The 15,890-nt window shown below is 30.8% G+C and carries 28 protein-coding genes; all 28 read right to left on the reverse strand.

The window, feature by feature from the left end; genetic code table 11:
- Window positions 1-25: 25 nt before the first annotated feature.
- Entirely contained in the window at window positions 26-646 is a 621-nt protein-coding gene (gene rpsD / locus AB4W74_RS02540; protein ID WP_367681885.1) for a 30S ribosomal protein S4, read from the reverse strand.
- A 25-nt stretch (window positions 647-671) separates the two neighbouring features.
- Window positions 672-1,064 carry a 30S ribosomal protein S11 gene (rpsK, locus tag AB4W74_RS02545; protein ID WP_367681886.1) on the reverse strand — a complete coding sequence of 131 codons (393 nt, stop codon included), beginning with the start codon at window positions 1,062-1,064 and terminating at the stop codon, window positions 672-674.
- Between the two features lie 17 nt (window positions 1,065-1,081).
- Window positions 1,082-1,438, reverse strand: coding sequence for a 30S ribosomal protein S13 (rpsM, locus tag AB4W74_RS02550; RefSeq protein ID WP_367681887.1), 357 nt, complete (start codon window positions 1,436-1,438; stop codon window positions 1,082-1,084).
- Window positions 1,439-1,555: 117 nt separating this feature from the next.
- Window positions 1,556-1,672, reverse strand: a complete 117-nt coding sequence (gene rpmJ / locus AB4W74_RS02555) for a 50S ribosomal protein L36 (protein ID WP_367681888.1) — start codon at window positions 1,670-1,672, stop codon at window positions 1,556-1,558.
- A 39-nt stretch (window positions 1,673-1,711) separates the two neighbouring features.
- Entirely contained in the window at window positions 1,712-3,034 is a 1,323-nt protein-coding gene (gene secY, locus AB4W74_RS02560; protein WP_367681889.1) for a preprotein translocase subunit SecY, read from the reverse strand.
- Window positions 3,027-3,479: a 50S ribosomal protein L15 gene (gene rplO, locus AB4W74_RS02565; protein WP_367681890.1), complete on the reverse strand. Its 453-nt coding sequence runs from the start codon at window positions 3,477-3,479 to the stop codon at window positions 3,027-3,029. The genes secY and rplO overlap by 8 nt, the downstream gene beginning before the upstream one ends.
- 4 nt (window positions 3,480-3,483) lie before the next feature.
- The gene (gene rpmD, locus AB4W74_RS02570; RefSeq protein ID WP_367681891.1) at window positions 3,484-3,663 is read right to left on the reverse strand and encodes a 50S ribosomal protein L30; all 180 of its coding nucleotides are present in this window, start codon (window positions 3,661-3,663) and stop codon (window positions 3,484-3,486) included.
- Window positions 3,664-3,672: 9 nt separating this feature from the next.
- Window positions 3,673-4,176 (reverse strand): 30S ribosomal protein S5, encoded by a 504-nt coding sequence (gene rpsE / locus AB4W74_RS02575; protein WP_367681892.1) that lies wholly within the window; start codon window positions 4,174-4,176, stop codon window positions 3,673-3,675.
- A 14-nt stretch (window positions 4,177-4,190) separates the two neighbouring features.
- Complete coding sequence (gene rplR / locus AB4W74_RS02580; RefSeq protein ID WP_367681893.1) at window positions 4,191-4,556, reverse strand: 50S ribosomal protein L18; 366 nt, start codon at window positions 4,554-4,556, stop codon at window positions 4,191-4,193.
- 1 nt (window position 4,557) lies between these two features.
- A complete protein-coding gene (gene rplF / locus AB4W74_RS02585; RefSeq protein WP_367681894.1) occupies window positions 4,558-5,094 on the reverse strand; it encodes a 50S ribosomal protein L6 in 537 nt (178 codons plus the stop codon).
- Window positions 5,095-5,104: 10 nt separating this feature from the next.
- The gene (gene rpsH / locus AB4W74_RS02590; RefSeq protein ID WP_367681895.1) at window positions 5,105-5,497 is read right to left on the reverse strand and encodes a 30S ribosomal protein S8; all 393 of its coding nucleotides are present in this window, start codon (window positions 5,495-5,497) and stop codon (window positions 5,105-5,107) included.
- Between the two features lie 27 nt (window positions 5,498-5,524).
- The gene (gene rpsN, locus AB4W74_RS02595; protein ID WP_367681896.1) at window positions 5,525-5,830 is read right to left on the reverse strand and encodes a 30S ribosomal protein S14; all 306 of its coding nucleotides are present in this window, start codon (window positions 5,828-5,830) and stop codon (window positions 5,525-5,527) included.
- Window positions 5,830-6,384, reverse strand: coding sequence for a 50S ribosomal protein L5 (gene rplE / locus AB4W74_RS02600; protein WP_367681897.1), 555 nt, complete (start codon window positions 6,382-6,384; stop codon window positions 5,830-5,832). Before rplE ends, rpsN begins: the two co-directional genes overlap by 1 nt.
- A 15-nt stretch (window positions 6,385-6,399) precedes the next feature.
- Window positions 6,400-6,714 carry a 50S ribosomal protein L24 gene (gene rplX / locus AB4W74_RS02605; protein WP_367681898.1) on the reverse strand — a complete coding sequence of 105 codons (315 nt, stop codon included), beginning with the start codon at window positions 6,712-6,714 and terminating at the stop codon, window positions 6,400-6,402.
- 23 nt (window positions 6,715-6,737) lie between these two features.
- The gene (gene rplN, locus AB4W74_RS02610) at window positions 6,738-7,106 is read right to left on the reverse strand and encodes a 50S ribosomal protein L14 (RefSeq protein ID WP_367681899.1); all 369 of its coding nucleotides are present in this window, start codon (window positions 7,104-7,106) and stop codon (window positions 6,738-6,740) included.
- Between the two features lie 126 nt (window positions 7,107-7,232).
- Entirely contained in the window at window positions 7,233-7,487 is a 255-nt protein-coding gene (gene rpsQ, locus AB4W74_RS02615) for a 30S ribosomal protein S17 (RefSeq protein WP_367681900.1), read from the reverse strand.
- Window positions 7,484-7,681, reverse strand: coding sequence for a 50S ribosomal protein L29 (gene rpmC, locus AB4W74_RS02620; protein ID WP_367681901.1), 198 nt, complete (start codon window positions 7,679-7,681; stop codon window positions 7,484-7,486). Before rpmC ends, rpsQ begins: the two co-directional genes overlap by 4 nt.
- Complete coding sequence (gene rplP / locus AB4W74_RS02625; protein WP_367681902.1) at window positions 7,681-8,091, reverse strand: 50S ribosomal protein L16; 411 nt, start codon at window positions 8,089-8,091, stop codon at window positions 7,681-7,683. The genes rpmC and rplP overlap by 1 nt, the downstream gene beginning before the upstream one ends.
- Window positions 8,092-8,103: 12 nt before the next feature.
- Window positions 8,104-8,805 (reverse strand): 30S ribosomal protein S3, encoded by a 702-nt coding sequence (gene rpsC, locus AB4W74_RS02630; protein ID WP_367681903.1) that lies wholly within the window; start codon window positions 8,803-8,805, stop codon window positions 8,104-8,106.
- Window positions 8,806-8,825: 20 nt separating this feature from the next.
- Complete coding sequence (gene rplV / locus AB4W74_RS02635) at window positions 8,826-9,158, reverse strand: 50S ribosomal protein L22 (RefSeq protein WP_367681904.1); 333 nt, start codon at window positions 9,156-9,158, stop codon at window positions 8,826-8,828.
- 18 nt (window positions 9,159-9,176) lie between these two features.
- A complete protein-coding gene (rpsS, locus tag AB4W74_RS02640; protein ID WP_367681905.1) occupies window positions 9,177-9,455 on the reverse strand; it encodes a 30S ribosomal protein S19 in 279 nt (92 codons plus the stop codon).
- Between the two features lie 16 nt (window positions 9,456-9,471).
- On the reverse strand, window positions 9,472-10,293 hold the full coding sequence (rplB, locus tag AB4W74_RS02645) for a 50S ribosomal protein L2 (RefSeq protein ID WP_367681906.1): 822 nt from the start codon (window positions 10,291-10,293) through the stop codon (window positions 9,472-9,474).
- A gap of 15 nt (window positions 10,294-10,308) precedes the next feature.
- A complete protein-coding gene (gene rplW, locus AB4W74_RS02650) occupies window positions 10,309-10,611 on the reverse strand; it encodes a 50S ribosomal protein L23 (RefSeq protein WP_367681907.1) in 303 nt (100 codons plus the stop codon).
- Window positions 10,608-11,213: a 50S ribosomal protein L4 gene (gene rplD / locus AB4W74_RS02655; protein ID WP_367681908.1), complete on the reverse strand. Its 606-nt coding sequence runs from the start codon at window positions 11,211-11,213 to the stop codon at window positions 10,608-10,610. Before rplD ends, rplW begins: the two co-directional genes overlap by 4 nt.
- Before the next feature lie 17 nt (window positions 11,214-11,230).
- Window positions 11,231-11,860, reverse strand: coding sequence for a 50S ribosomal protein L3 (gene rplC, locus AB4W74_RS02660; RefSeq protein WP_367681909.1), 630 nt, complete (start codon window positions 11,858-11,860; stop codon window positions 11,231-11,233).
- A 30-nt stretch (window positions 11,861-11,890) separates the two neighbouring features.
- Window positions 11,891-12,202, reverse strand: coding sequence for a 30S ribosomal protein S10 (rpsJ, locus tag AB4W74_RS02665; RefSeq protein WP_053940444.1), 312 nt, complete (start codon window positions 12,200-12,202; stop codon window positions 11,891-11,893).
- A gap of 276 nt (window positions 12,203-12,478) precedes the next feature.
- Window positions 12,479-13,663 carry an elongation factor Tu gene (gene tuf / locus AB4W74_RS02670; protein WP_367681910.1) on the reverse strand — a complete coding sequence of 395 codons (1,185 nt, stop codon included), beginning with the start codon at window positions 13,661-13,663 and terminating at the stop codon, window positions 12,479-12,481.
- Between the two features lie 42 nt (window positions 13,664-13,705).
- Window positions 13,706-15,814 carry an elongation factor G gene (gene fusA / locus AB4W74_RS02675; RefSeq protein WP_367681911.1) on the reverse strand — a complete coding sequence of 703 codons (2,109 nt, stop codon included), beginning with the start codon at window positions 15,812-15,814 and terminating at the stop codon, window positions 13,706-13,708.
- Between the last annotated feature and the right edge of the window lie 76 nt (window positions 15,815-15,890).

Here is a 15,890-nt window from a genome sequence, read left to right on the forward strand (position 1 = left end):
ATCCTCTCTATGAACACTGAATTGTTTATTTAGAGTAAAGTTCAACAATTAAATGTTCGTTAATTTCAGCAGATAAATCAGAACGTTCAGGAAATCTTTTAAAAATACCTTCTATTTTATTTGTGTCAACTTCGATCCAAATTGGCTTTTCTCTCTGTTCTGCAAGTTCTAAAGCAGCTTTTATTCTAGATTGATTTTTAGATTTGTCTCGAACAGAAACACAATCATTAGGAGAAACTTGATATGAAGCAATATTGACAATATTATTATTTACTTTAATTGACTTATGGTTAATTAATTGCCTGGATTCAGAACGAGTACAACCAAAACCCATTCTATAAACTATATTATCGAGTCTTCTTTCTAATATTTGTAATAAATTCTCTCCAGTATTACCTTTTAAACGAGATGCTTTTTTATAATATATTCTAAATTGACGTTCTAATATGCCATAAAGACGACGAACTTTTTGCTTTTCACGCAATTGAATTGCATAATCTGACAATCTTGGTTTTCGAAGACCATGTTGTCCAGGTGGATGTTCTAATTTACATTTTGAATCTATTGAACGAAAACCTGACTTTAAAAATAAGTCAGTACCTTCACGTCGACTTAACTTTAATTTAGGGCCTAAATATCTTGCCATTTTATTCTCCAATATTTCCTAAAATTTAAACACGACGCTTTTTAGGAGGACGGCAACCATTATGTGGAATAGGTGTTACATCAGTAATATTTGTAATACGAAAACCAGCAGCATTTAAAGCTCGAATAGTAGATTCTCTTCCAGGTCCCGGTCCTTTAACCATTACTTCTAAATTTTTTATACCATAATCTTTCACTATTTCAGCACATCTTTCAGCTGCAATCTGTGCAGCAAAGGGAGTAGATTTGCGGGAACCTCGAAAACCAGATCCTCCAGAAGTTGCCCATCCTAAAGAATTCCCTTGTCTATCTGTAATAGTAACAATAGTGTTATTAAACGAAGCATGAATATGAGCAATACCATCTGTAATTTGTTTTTTTACACGTTTACGTGTTCTTACAACCGAGTTTTTTGCCATAATTAAAATTACCTAAATTATTTTTTTATTGCTTTTCTAGGGCCTTTACAAGTGCGAGCATTAGTTTTTGTTCTCTGTCCACGTACCGGAAGACTTCTTCGATGACGTAAACCACGATAACAATTTAAATCAACTAATCGTTTAATATTTAAAGTTTTTTCCCTTCTTAAATCACCTTCAACAATATATTTTGCAACATTTTCTCTTAATAGTTCGATTTCTTCCTCTTTTAAATCTGAAATCTTAGCACTTTCAGAAACATTTGCATTACAGCAAATTATTTTAGATAGTTTTTTACCAATTCCATATATTGATGTTAATGCAATTAAAGTTTGCTTATGTTGAGGAATATTAATGCCTGCAATACGAGCCATATTATAAAACCTTTTAAATTAATATAAAAAAATTATTTATAGAATAGTTTTATTTGAAAAAAATATTAAAAAAATTTAATAAAATATTTTATTCGAGCATATTTTTTTAGTACTATTTTAACCTTGACGTTGTTTATGTTTAGGATCATTACTACAAATAACCCGGACAACATTATGCCTTCTTATTATTTTGCAATTTCGACAAAGAACTTTTACAGAAGCTTTAACTTTCACTCTATTTTTCCTTCAATTATTCGTAAAAATTTATTAAATTTAATTCAAATTGGCTTTTTTTAATACAGATTCGTATTGACTAGACATGATTAAAGTTTGAATTTGAGCAATAAAATCCATAATCACTACAACAACAATCAATAATGATGTACCACCAAAATGAAACGGAACACTCATACCAATTCTCATAAATTCAGGTATTAAACAAATAAATGTAATATATAAAGATCCAAAAAGTGTTAACCTCATCATAATTTTATTAATGTATTTAGCTGTTTGTTCGCCTGGTCTAATACCAGCAATAAAACCACCTGATTTTTTTAAATTATCTGCAGTTTCACGAGGATTAAAAACTAAACTTGTGTAAAAAAAACAGAAAAATATTATTGAAAAAATATATAGTATTAAATATAACGGTTGATTTGGTTGAAAATAAAAAAAGAATTTTCTTAAAAAAAGCCATTTTTGATCTAAATTGAACCAAGATATAATTGTTGCAGGAAATAAAACGACACTCGAAGCAAATATTGCCGGTATAACACCAGCCATATTTAATTTTAAAGGCAAATGAGTACTTTGAGTAGAGTAAATACGACGACCTTTTTGACGTTGTGCATAATGTACAATAATTTTTCTTTGACTTCGTTCAACAAATACTACAAAAAAAACAACAGAAAAAATTAATGCTAAAATACAAAAAAATAATAATATATGTAAATTACCTTGTCTAGTTTTTTCAATTGTATGAACAATAGCTGATGGTAAACTTGCTATTATACCTATAAAAATAATAATTGAAATACCATTACCAATACCACACTCTGTAATTAATTCTCCTAACCACATTAAAAACATTGTACCAGTAACCAAAATAATAACAGCAGTACAATAAAAATAAAAATTAGGATCAATTATTATTTGATGCATACCTGATATTTTAGGTAAACTTGTAATAATACCAATTGATTGAAAAAATGCTAAAACTAAAGTAACATATCTTGTATATTGATTAATTTTATTACGTCCAAGTTCACCTTCTTTTTTTATTTCAGATAAAGACGGGATTAATAAAGTTAATAACTGAATAATAATAGAAGATGAAATATATGGCATAATACCTAATGCAAAAATGGAAGCACGACTTAAAGCACCACCAGAAAACATATTAAACATTTCAACAATAGTGCCACTTTGATCATTTAATGTTTTAGATAAAATTGTAGTATCAATTCCAGGAATTGGAATAAATGAACCAATACGAAAGATAATTAATGCAATAACTACAGAGATAATTCTTTGATTAAGTTCGCTTTTACCCTTATTTTGAGTATTTTTAAAATTTAATCTTAATTTATTAATCATTATTTACCGCTTGTTCTTCAATTTTTCCACCACAATTTTCAATAGCATTACGCGCACCTTGACTTACATGTATACCACGTAGGATCAAAGGAACTTCTATTTTCCCTGAAAGGATAACTTTTACATACTTAATATTTTTATTAATAATTTTTTGTTGTTTTAAAATGTTTAAATCAATAATATTAGTAGATAAATTTAATAAATCTGACAAACGTACTTCTTTTGTAATATTTTTTTTTCGAGAATTAAAGCCAAATTTAGGTAGTCTTCTATATAACGGCATTTGTCCACCTTCAAAACCGCGATTTATCATTCCTCCAGATCTAGACTTTTGTCCTTTATGACCTCGACCGGCAGTTTTTCCAAAACCACAACCAATACCACGACCTACTCTTTTAGAATGTTTTCGGGCTCCAAGAGATGGAGAAAGAGTATTTAAATACATGACATTAATCCTCTTGTATTTTCAAAATATAAGATATTTTTTTTATCATACCTCTAATTGCAGGCGTATCATGATGTATTACACTATGCCCAATATGACGCAAGCCAAGTCCTAATAAGGTTTTTTTATGTTTAGGTATTCGTCCTATTGAACTTTTGATTTGAGTTATCTTAATTTTTTTCATAAAAAAATTTTATCCCAATATATCTTTCACCAATTTATGTCGTTTAGCAGCTATCATTTTTGGAGATTTCATATTAATCAATCCATTCATAGTTGCACGAACCACATTAATAGGATTAGTGGATCCATAAGTTTTAGCTAATACATTATGTACGCCAGCAACTTCTAAAACCGCACGCATAGCTCCTCCTGCAATTATTCCTGTTCCATCTGAAGCTGGCTTCATAAAAACATCAGATCCGGTATGTGAACCTTTTAGTGCATGTTGTAAAGTTTTGTTAACTAATGGTATTTTAATCATATTACGTCTAGCTTTTTCCATCGCTTTCTGAATAGCAGCAGGTACTTCACGTGCTTTTCCATAACCAAAACCAACACGACCTTCTCCATTTCCTACTACTGTTAGAGCAGTAAATGAAAATATACGTCCTCCTTTAACTGTTTTTGAAACACGATTAACAGTAATTAATTTCTCTTGTAATTCATTATTATTTTTTTTTTCTATATAAGCCATTCTATATTTTCACCTTAAAACTTTAATCCAAAATTGCGAGCAGAATCTGCTAATATTTTTATGCGTCCGTGATATTTAAAACCAGATCGATCAAAAGATACGTTAAAAATTCCTTTTGATAAAGCTCTTTTTGCAATAATTTCTCCGATAATGCTAGCGGCTTCTTTATTACCACTATATTTTAAATCCAAGCTAATTTTTTTTTCCAAAGTAGATGCAAATGCCAAAACTTTTGATGTAGACGAAATAATTTGAGCATACATATGACGAGAAGTTCGATGTACAACTAATCGTGTTGCTCCTAATGACTTAATTTTAAAACGAGTCTTGGCACATCGACGCATACGAGCAATTATTTTTTTATTTTTATAAAACGTCATTTTACTTTTTCTTAGCCTCTTTTATGCGAACAATTTCATCTGAATATCGAATACCCTTTCCTTTATAAGGTTCAGGTTTACGATAAGATCTTAAATTGGCGGCAATTTGACCAACTAATTGTTTATCTATTCCTTTAATTACAATTTCTGTTGGAGATGGATTTTCTACATCAACATAAGGAGGCAAAGAATAACAAATAGGATGCGAATAACCTAAAGACATATTAATAATATTTCCCTTAGTCACTGACACACGATATCCTACACCAGAAAATTGTAATTTTTTACTAAATTTTTCTGAGACTCCTATAATCATTGAGTTTACAAGAGCTCTAGACGTGCCTGCTTGTGCCCAAGCATTAGAAAAACCTGCACGAACTGAAAAAGTTATTTTATCATTTAAATATTGTATTTCAACTGAATCATGAATAGTACGTGATAAATGACCATATTTTCCTTGAACAGATATTAATTGCAAATTCAATTTAATCTTTACATCTGAAGAAATTTGAATTGGACGTTTCGCAATACGAGACATGTTTCCCCCATTAAGCCACATAGCATATAATTTCACCACCCAAACCAAGACTACGTGCTGTTAAATCTGTCATAACACCTTGAGAAGTAGAAATTATTGCAATTCCTAATCCTGCCATTACTTTAGGCAAATCGTTTTTTTTCTTATATATTCTTAAACTTGGTCTGCTAATACGTTGAATCATTTCTATTACAGATTTACCTTTAAAATATTTTAAAATAACTTCTATCTCTAATTTTTTAGAACCCTGAATATTAAAACTTTCAATATAACCTTCTTCTTTTAATAATTTAACAATAGAACTTTTTAACTTAGAAAAAGGCATTTTAATAGAACGTTTGTTTGCTGATTGACCATTTCGAATGCGAGTGAGCATATCTGCGACTGGATCTTGCATACTCATTTTTAAAATACTCCAAAATTAAAAAAATTACCAACTTGCTTTTTTTAAACCAGGGATTTCACCTTTCATTGCTGCTTCTCTTACTTTAATACGACTAAGTCCAAATTTGCGAATAAAAGCATGTGGGCGACCAGTTTGACGACATCTATTTCTTTGACGAGATGGACTAGAATCTCTTGGAAAAACTTGTAATTTTAATACTGCTGACCAACGTTCTTCTTCCGACAATTTAGTATTAGTAATAATATTTTTTAATGCAACACGTTGTGCATAAAACTTATTAGCTAATTTTACACGTTTTATTTCACGTTCTTTCATTGATTGCTTAGCCATTAGATCACCTTATTTTTTTTACGAAAAGGAAAATTAAAAGCAGATAGTAACAAATAGGCGGCATGATTAGATTTTGCAGTAGTAGTAATAGTAATATCTAAACCACGAACACGATCAATTTTATCATAATCAATTTCAGGAAAAATAATTTGTTCTCGAATTCCTAAACTATAGTTTCCTCTACCATCAAAAGAGTTACTTGACAAACCTCTAAAATCTCGAATTCGGGGAATAGCAATAATAATAAGACGTTCAAAAAATTCCCATTTTCTTTTTCCACGTAATGTTACTTTGCAACCAATTGGATAATCTTGACGAATTTTAAAACCTGCTACAGATTTTCGCGCTTTAGTAATAATAGGTTTTTGTCCAGATATTGCCGTTAAATCTAAAACAGCATTATCTAATACTTTTTTATCAGAAGCAGCAGCACCTACTCCCATATTTAAAGTAATTTTATCGATTTTAGGAACCTGCATAATAGATTTGTAATTTAATTCCATCATAAGATTTTTAACTACTTTCGACTTATAATAATTATATAATGTAGACATTATATTACTCCAAAACTATTTAACTTCTTTTCCATTAGATTTAAAAAAACGGATTTTTTTTCCTTCTTTAAATCTAAAACCAATTCGATCTGCTTTATTAGATTCCGGATTAAAAATAGCTATATTTGATATTTGAATAGGCGCTTCCTTTTTAACAATACCACCAATTTTATTTTGAGCTGGAATTGGTTTTTGATGCTTTTTAATCAAATTTAAACCACTAATAATAACTTTATTAGAGGATAGAACATTTTTAATAACACCTTTTTTCCCTTTATCTTTTCCTGTTAAAATAATAATTTTATCATTACGACGCAATTTTAATGCCATTTTTTACTCCTTATTTAAATGTATTATAAAACTTCAGGAGCTAAAGAAATAATTTTCATGAATTTTTCAGTTCTAAGTTCACGAGTAACTGGGCCAAAAATACGAGTACCGACAGGTTGCTCATTATTATTTAAAACCACACAAGCATTGTTGTCAAAACGAATAACAGAACCGTCAGATCGTCTTACTCCTTTTTTTGTTCGAACAACGACAGCTTTTAATACTTCTCCTTTTTTCACTTTACCACGAGGTATAGCTTCTTTTATTGTAATTTTAATTATGTCACCAATACCAGCATATCGACGACGAGAACCACCTAATACCTTAATACACATAGCGGAACGTGCGCCAGAATTATCGGCTACATTTAAAATAGTTTGTTCTTGAATCATCTTTGTTAATTTCCGAATAATTATAATTATCTAATTAAAAAAATTAAGATATTATAGCACTAGTTATTACACATTAATAGAAAACATGAGCAGACCTAAGTTTGTTCATGTTTTTAAAAATAATTTTTAAAAAATGTTTTTTTCAATAATTTTTACTAAACTCCAAGATTTTGTTTTAGAAATTGGTCTAGACTCACGAATCTCTATTATATCACCAATAGAACATTCATTATTCTCATCGTGAATATGTAATTTTGTAGTTTTTTTGATAAATTTTCTATAAATTGGATGTTTTACAAAACGTTCGATTGCAACAACAGCAGATTTATTCATTTTGTTACTTTTAACACGACCCTGTAAAGTTCGTATTTTCTCTGTCATTTTATCTTGTCCTTTTGAATTAACAATGTTTTTACTTGTGCAATGTTTCTTCTAACTTTACGTAATAAATGTGATTGTTTTAATTTTCCAGATGCTGATTGCATACGAAGATTAAATTGCTCTCTTAATAATTGTAGAAGTTCTATATTAAGATCTTGGCAGTTTTTTTTTCGATAATCTGTCAATTCATTCATTACATCACCGTTTTTGTTATAAAAGTAGTTTTAACAGGTAGTTTTGCTGAAGCAAGCTTAAATGCAATACGTGATTCTTCTTCAGAAACTCCATCCATCTCATAAAGAATTGTACCAGGTTGAACTAAAGCTACCCAATATTCAACATTACCTTTTCCCTTCCCCATTCTAACTTCTAATGGCTTTTGCGTAATAGGTTTGTCAGGAAAGATACGTATCCAAACTTTTCCTTGTCTTTTAATACAACGTGTTATCGCTCTACGTGCAGATTCAATTTGTCTAGCTGTCAATCGACCTCGATCAATTGCTTGTAATCCAAACGTGCCAAAACTAATTTTACCACCAATAGAAAGTCCGCGATTTCGTCCTTTGTGCATTTTACGAAATTTAGTGCGTTTTGGTTGTAACATTAATAAATTCTCCTACCTGCGATTTTTACGATGTTGTTTTTTTGTTGAAACAAAAGGTTTTTCTAGATTTTCAACAGTTGACATTCCACCTAATATTTCACCTTTAAAAATCCACACTTTTACGCCTATTACACCATATGTTGTATGTGCTTCCGAAATATTATAATCAATATCTGCACGAAGAGTATGCAATGGTACTCTTCCTTCTCTATACCATTCTCTACGAGCAATTTCCGCACCTCCTAATCGACCGCTAACTTCCACTTTAATACCTTTTGCACCTTGTCTCATAGCATTTTGAACAGACCTTTTCATAGCTCTTCGAAACATGACTCGTCTTTCTAACTGTGAAGTAATACTTTCTGAAACAAGTTTTGCATCTAATTCTGGTTTTCGTACTTCAGAAATATTTATTTGAGCTGGAACACCAGTAATTTGTGCAATTTTTATCCTTAATTTTTCTACATCTTCTCCTTTTTTGCCAATTACAATGCCTGGTCTAGCTGTATAAATAGTAACACGAATGCTTTTAGCTGGTCTTTCAATAATAATACGGGAAATTGATGCTTTAATTAATTTTTTCATCAAAAATTGACGAACTCTATAATCACCATCTAAATGATCAGCAAAATCTTTACTATTTGCAAACCATACAGAATTCCATTTTTTTATTATACCCAGTCGCATACCATTAGGATGTACTTTTTGACCCATTTATCTTTTTCTCCAAAATGTTAACGATCAGACACAATTACAGTAATATGACTAGTACGTTTTAAAATACGATCTGCCCGTCCTTTAGCACGTGGCATCATTCTTTTCATTGTTGAGCCTTCATCAACAAATATTTGAATTATTTTTAACTTATCTATATCCGCACCATCATTATGTTCAGCATTTGCTATAGCAGATTCAAGTACTTTTTTAACTAAAATGGCAGATTTTTTATTGTTAAAACTTAAAATGTCCAATGCTTTTGGAACTTTTTTACCACGAATTAAATCTGCTATTAAGCGAATTTTTTGAGCAGAACAACGAGCTTGACGATGTTGAGCTAAAGTTTTCATGCATTCCTCATTTTTTATCTAACGTTTTTTTACTTTTTTATCAGCAGTATGCCCTCTGTAAGTGCGAGTTAAAGAAAACTCACCCAATTTATGTCCAACCATTTCTTCAGTAATAAAAATTGGAATATGATGACGTCCGTTGTGAATAGATATCGTTAAACCTACCATGTTAGGAAATATTGTTGAACGTCTTGACCAAGTTTTTAAAGGTTTTTTATCATTTTTTTTAACTGATTTTTCAACTTTTTTTAATAAACTTAAATCAATAAAGGGTCCTTTTTTAAGAGAACGGGGCATGAATTATCCTCTAAAGTTATTTATGACGATGACGTAAAATAAATTTTTCAGTGCGCTTGTTTTTGCGAGTTTTTTTACCCTTAGTTTGCACTCCCCAAGGAGTTACAGGATGTTTTCCAAAGTTTCTTCCTTCACCACCTCCATGAGGATGATCAACAGGATTCATAGCTGTACCACGAACAGTTGGTCGAATTCCTATCCAACGTGATGCTCCTGCCTTACCTAATACCTTCAACATATGTTCAGAGTTGCCCACTTCGCCAATAGTAGCTCTGCATTTAGATTCAATTTTTCGCATTTCACCAGATCGAAGTCTTAAAGTTGCATAATCTTTATCGCACGCAACTAATTGTACATAACTACCAGCAGAACGAGCTATTTGTCCACCTTTTCCTGGCTTCATTTCTACGTTATGAATAGAAGAACCAACTGGAATGTTTTTAATAGGTAAAGCATTACCTACTTTAATAGGAATATTTACTCCGGATAAAATAGTATCTCCTACTTTTAAATTTTTAGGTGCTAAAATATAATCTCGCTTCCCATCTTTATATAATATTAAAGCAATATTAGATGAACGATTAGGATCGTATTCTAAACGCTCTACTGAAGCTTCTATATTATCTTTATTTCTTTTAAAATCTACTATTCGATATGCTCTTTTATGCCCACCACCAATATGACGCGTTGTTATTCTACCATTATTATTTCGTCCACCACTTTTACTTTTTTTCGATAAAAGAAAAGAATATGGTTTACCTTTATATAGGTCTTTATTTACAACTTTAATAACATGACGACGACCTGGAGATGTCGGTTTGCATTTAACAATTGCCATTTGTTTTTCCTCCGACTACTCTATATTTCCAATAAAATCTAAATTTTGACCTTTTTTAACTTTAATATAGGCTTTTTTCCAATCTTTTCTAGAAATAATACGATTAGATTGACGCTTTTTTTTTCCTTTCACATAAACTGTTCTGATAGTATCAACTTCTATATTAAATAATTTTTGTACTGCATATTTAATTTCATGTTTAGTCGATTTTCTAGACACTTTTAAAACTACAGTATTAAATTTTTCCATAGATATAGAGGATTTTTCAGATATATGTGGAGAAATTAAAACTTTAAACAAACGTTCTGCAAAAATCATGAAAGAATTTCCTCTACCTTCTTTAAGGCTTCAACAGTGATAATCACATTCTCAAAAGCAATTAAACTGACTGGATCCATAGAACATACATTTTTCACATCAACTGAATATAAATTTCTAGATGCAAGAAACAAATTATTATCTGAATTTTTAATTAAAATAAGCGCGCTAGTTAAATTGATTTCTTTTAATTTTTTCACTAAAAGACTTGTTTTAGGACAGTCTAATGAAAATTTTTCAAATAAAATTAATCTTTTTTGACGTATTAATTCAGAAAAAATGCTTTTTAGTGCACCACGATACATTTTTTTATTAACTTTTTGAGTATGTTCTTGTGGTTTTGCGGCAAATGTCACTCCACCTGATCTCCATATAGGACTTCTAAAAGAACCTGCGCGTGCACGACCAGTACCTTTTTGTCTCCATGGTTTTTTACCTGATCCCGAAACATCGGCACGACTTTTTTGTGCTCGTGTACCTTGACGAGTAGCAGATGAATAAGCAATAACCACCTGGTGAACTAAATCTTCATTAAAATCGCGACCAAAAATGATTTCAGAAACACTAAGAAGACTTTGCACGTCTTTAATCACTAATTCCATGCTTCACTCCTTATTCCTTAAATCTTAACAGCTGGTTTGACGATAAGATCACTGCCGGTAGGTCCTGGAACAGCACCTTTCACTAAAAGTAAATTACGATTTTCATCAATATTTACTATATTTAAATTTTGAATTGTAACACGATTGTTACCTAAGTGCCCTGCCATTTTTTTTCCTTTAAACACTCTACCTGGCGTTTGATTCTGACCGATAGAACCTGGCACTCTATGAGACAAAGAATTACCATGTGTTGCATCTTGAGTTTTAAAATTCCAACGTTTTACAGTACCAGAAAATCCCTTTCCTTTTGAAGTTCCTGTGATATCTACTTTTTTAATATTATTAAAAATATCAATTTTTATATTCTGACCAATTTTAAAATCTTCATTATTATGAATTCTAAATTCCCATAAACCACGACCAGGAATAACACCTGATTTTAAAAAATGACCTGACTGAGATTTTTTAAGTCTATTCAATTTTTTTGAACCAGTTGTCACTTGAATAGCACAATATTTATCAGTCTTAATATTTTTAATTTGTGTTATTCTATTTTCTTGTATTTCAATTACTGTCACAGGAATTGCATTTCCTTCCTTCGTAAAAATACGCGTCATGCCTATTTTTTTACCAATTAAACCAATCATTTTCTAGACCCTTGTAATCTATACATCTGACTAACCTAGACTGATTTGAACATCTACACCAGCAGCAAGATCCAGACGCATAAGCGCATCCACAGTTTTTTCAGTAGGTTCTACTATATCGATTAATCTCTTATGTGTACGAATTTCGTATTGATCACGTGCGTCCTTATTTACATGTGGAGAAATTAAAATAGTAAAACGTTCTTTACGAGTTGGTAAAGGAATTGGTCCGCGAACTTGAGCACCAGTTCTCTTAGCAGTTTCAACAATTTCTGTAGTTGATTGATCAATTAATCTATGATCAAAAGCTTTTAAACGAATACGAATTCTTTGGTTCTGCATAATATCAGAACTCCAATTTTATTTTAAAAATAAAAATTTTACCTTTTCTCTATAAAATATAAATTTTTAGAGATCAGATCTAATGAATAAATATTATATAACTCCTATATCAGGAGTATTGTAGATTTTTTTAAAATTATATATAAAAATTTTTTAAATTTTTTTTATTTTTCCATTTTACACCTAAAATTTATTATATTTATGATTAACATCAATCAAGAAAAGAGCATTTTATACTCTTTTCTTAATAAATTCAACCTGATATAGTATAAAAAATCAAACTAAAACTTTAACAACAACACCAGCTCCAACAGTACGACCGCCTTCACGTATAGCAAATCGTAAACCGTCGGCCATAGCAATAGGATGAATTAAAGTAACAGTCATTTTAATATTGTCTCCTGGCATAACCATTTCTACACCTTCGGGTAATTCAATGGAACCAGTTACATCAGTAGTTCGAAAATAAAACTGAGGACGATATCCCTTAAAAAATGGAGTATGACGTCCCCCTTCTTCTTTGGATAGAACATAAACTTCAGACTCAAATGTTGTATGTGGATGAATACTACCTGGTTTTGCTAGTACTTGACCTCTTTCAATTTCATCACGTTTCGTACCACGAAGTAAAACACCTACATTTTCTCCAGCACGACCTTCATCCAATAATTTTCGAAACATCTCGACGCCCGTACAGGTAGTTTTAGTGGTTTTTTTAATACCTACAATTTCTACTTCCTCTCCAACTTTGATGATACCTTTTTCTACTCTTCCAGTGACAACAGTTCCTCTTCCTGATATGGAAAAAACATCTTCTATAGGCAAAAGAAACGGTTGATCAATTAATCTTTTTGGTTCGGGTATATAACTATCTAAAAATTTAGATAAATCAAGTATTTTTGATTCCCAATGTTCATCACCTTCTAAAGCTTTAAGAGCAGAACCTCGTATAATAGGCGTATCGTCTCCAGGAAAATCATATTGTGTTAATAAATCACGAACTTCCATTTCAACTAATTCTAGTAACTCTTCATCATCTACCATATCACATTTATTTAAAAAAACAATAATATAAGGAACTCCAACTTGTCTGCCAAGCAGAATATGTTCTCGAGTTTGAGGCATAGGACCATCGGTAGCAGCAACGACTAAAATTGCTCCATCCATTTGAGCAGCACCAGTAATCATGTTTTTTATATAATCAGCATGACCCGGACAATCTACATGTGCATAATGCCTAGACTCAGTGTCATATTCTACATGAGAAGTATTAATCGTAATACCTCTTGCTTTTTCTTCTGGTGCATTATCTATCTGATCAAAAGCACGTGCAGAACCACCATATTTTTTTGACAATACAGTTGTAATCGCTGCTGTCAAGGTTGTTTTTCCATGATCAACATGACCTATAGTTCCGACATTTATATGCGGTTTTAAACGTTGAAATTTTTCTTTTGACATTATTTTATCCTTTTAAAATTAAATTTTTTAAAAAAAATTAAATTATTTTTCTTTTTTATCAATAATTGCTGAAGAAATAATAGATGGCGCTTCTACATATTTTAAAAATTCCATAGAATATGAAGCTCTACCTTGAGTCTGAGAACGTAAATCAGTAGCATATCCAAACATTTCAGATAAAGGTACACATGCATTAATGATTTTTCCTCTCTCTAAATCACTCATCCCTTCAATAATACCTCTTCTACGATTTAAATCACCAATAACATCTCCCATATAATCATCTGGTGTTTCTACTTCTACTTTCATAATAGGTTCTAATAGAATTGGTTTTGCTTTTTTAAATCCATCCCTAAATGCTAATGAAGCAGCTAATTTAAACGCTAATTCAGAAGAATCAACATCATGATATGAACCGAAATACAATCGCACACCTATATCCACAACAGGATATCCAGCTAAAGGGCCATATTTCAATTGTTCTTGAATACCTTTATCAATTGCTGAAATATACTCACTAGGTATTACACCTCCTTTTATGTCATTTATAAATAAATATCCTTTTCCTCCTGGTTCCAACGGAAATAATTCTATTACAACATGACCATATTGACCTCTTCCACCAGATTGTTTAATATGTTTTCCTTCAACATCTATAACTTTGTTAAGAATAGTTTCACGATATGCAACCTGTGGTTTTCCAACATTTGCATCAACACTAAACTCTCGTTTCATTCGATCAACAATTATTTCTAAATGTAATTCACCCATTCCAGAAATGATTGTTTGATTAGATTCTTGATCTGTTCGAACTCGGAATGAAGGATCTTCTTTAGCTAATCTACCTAATGCTAAACCCATTTTTTCTTGATCTGCTTTAGTTTTAGGTTCAACAGAAATAGATATTACTGGTTCTGGAAATTCCATTCGTTCTAATACAATTGGTTGATTTAAGTCACATAATGTATCTCCAGTAGTAACATCCTTTAAACCAATAGCTGCTGCAATATCTCCTGCATATACTTCTTTTATTTCTTCTCTTTTATTTGCATGCATTTGTACTATTCTACCAAATCTTTCACGTTTCGATTTAACAGAATTAAAAACAGTATCTCCAGATTTGACTATCCCTGAATATACTCGAAAAAATGTTAAATTGCCTACAAATGGATCATTAGCAATTTTGAATGCTAAAGCTGAAAAAGGAGCATCATCATTTGAAGATCTAACAGAAATAGTAGTATCATGATTACTTGAATTTCCTTTAATATCTTGAACATCATTAGGAGCAGGTAAATATTCAATTATTGCATCTAATAATGCTTGCACACCTTTATTTTTAAAGGCAGATCCACAAGTAATAAGTACAATTTCATTATTTAAAGATCGATTGCGTAATGCTAACTTTATTTCTTTTTCAGACAATGTAATTCCATTTAAATATTTTTCCATTAAATTTTCATTAGATTCAACAGCTGATTCAATTAAATTTTGATGCCATTTTTCAGATAATTCACGCATATTAAATGGAATATCATCATAAATAAAAGTTGCACCTTGATCAGAATCTTTCCACTTAATAGCTTTCATTTTTATTAAATCTATAACCCCTTGAAAATTTTCTTCTGCACCAATAGCCAGTTGAAGAGGTACGGGATGACTTCCTAATCGATTTTTAATTTGTTTTACTACTTTTAAAAAATTCGCACCCATACGATCCATTTTATTTATAAAAGCTATACGAGGAACATTGTACTTATTTGCCTGTCGCCATACAGTTTCTGATTGAGGTTGAACACCACCTACTGCACAATAAACCATTACAGCACCATCTAATACGCGCATTGAACGTTCAACTTCTATAGTAAAGTCAACATGTCCAGGTGTATCAATAATATTAATCCTATGAGGTAAAAACTGTTTAGCCATACCACTCCAAAAAGTAGTAGTAGCAGCAGAAGTGATAGTAATCCCTCTTTCTTGCTCTTGTTCCATCCAATCCATAGTTGCAGCACCATCATGAACTTCACCAATTTTATGATTAATACCAGTATAAAATAAGATTCTTTCAGTAGTAGTTGTTTTCCCTGCATCTATATGAGCACTAATTCCAATATTACGGTATTGAGAAATAGGTGTTATACGAGACATAATTATTTTCTCATCTTTAGATTTTTAAATGTATCAACGTATAAGTCAAATAAAATGATTAATTCAATATTAAATA

This window comes from Buchnera aphidicola (Hyalopterus amygdali) (genome assembly GCF_964059015.1).
GTDB classification, from domain to species: Bacteria; Pseudomonadota; Gammaproteobacteria; order Enterobacterales; family Enterobacteriaceae; genus Buchnera; species Buchnera aphidicola_BN.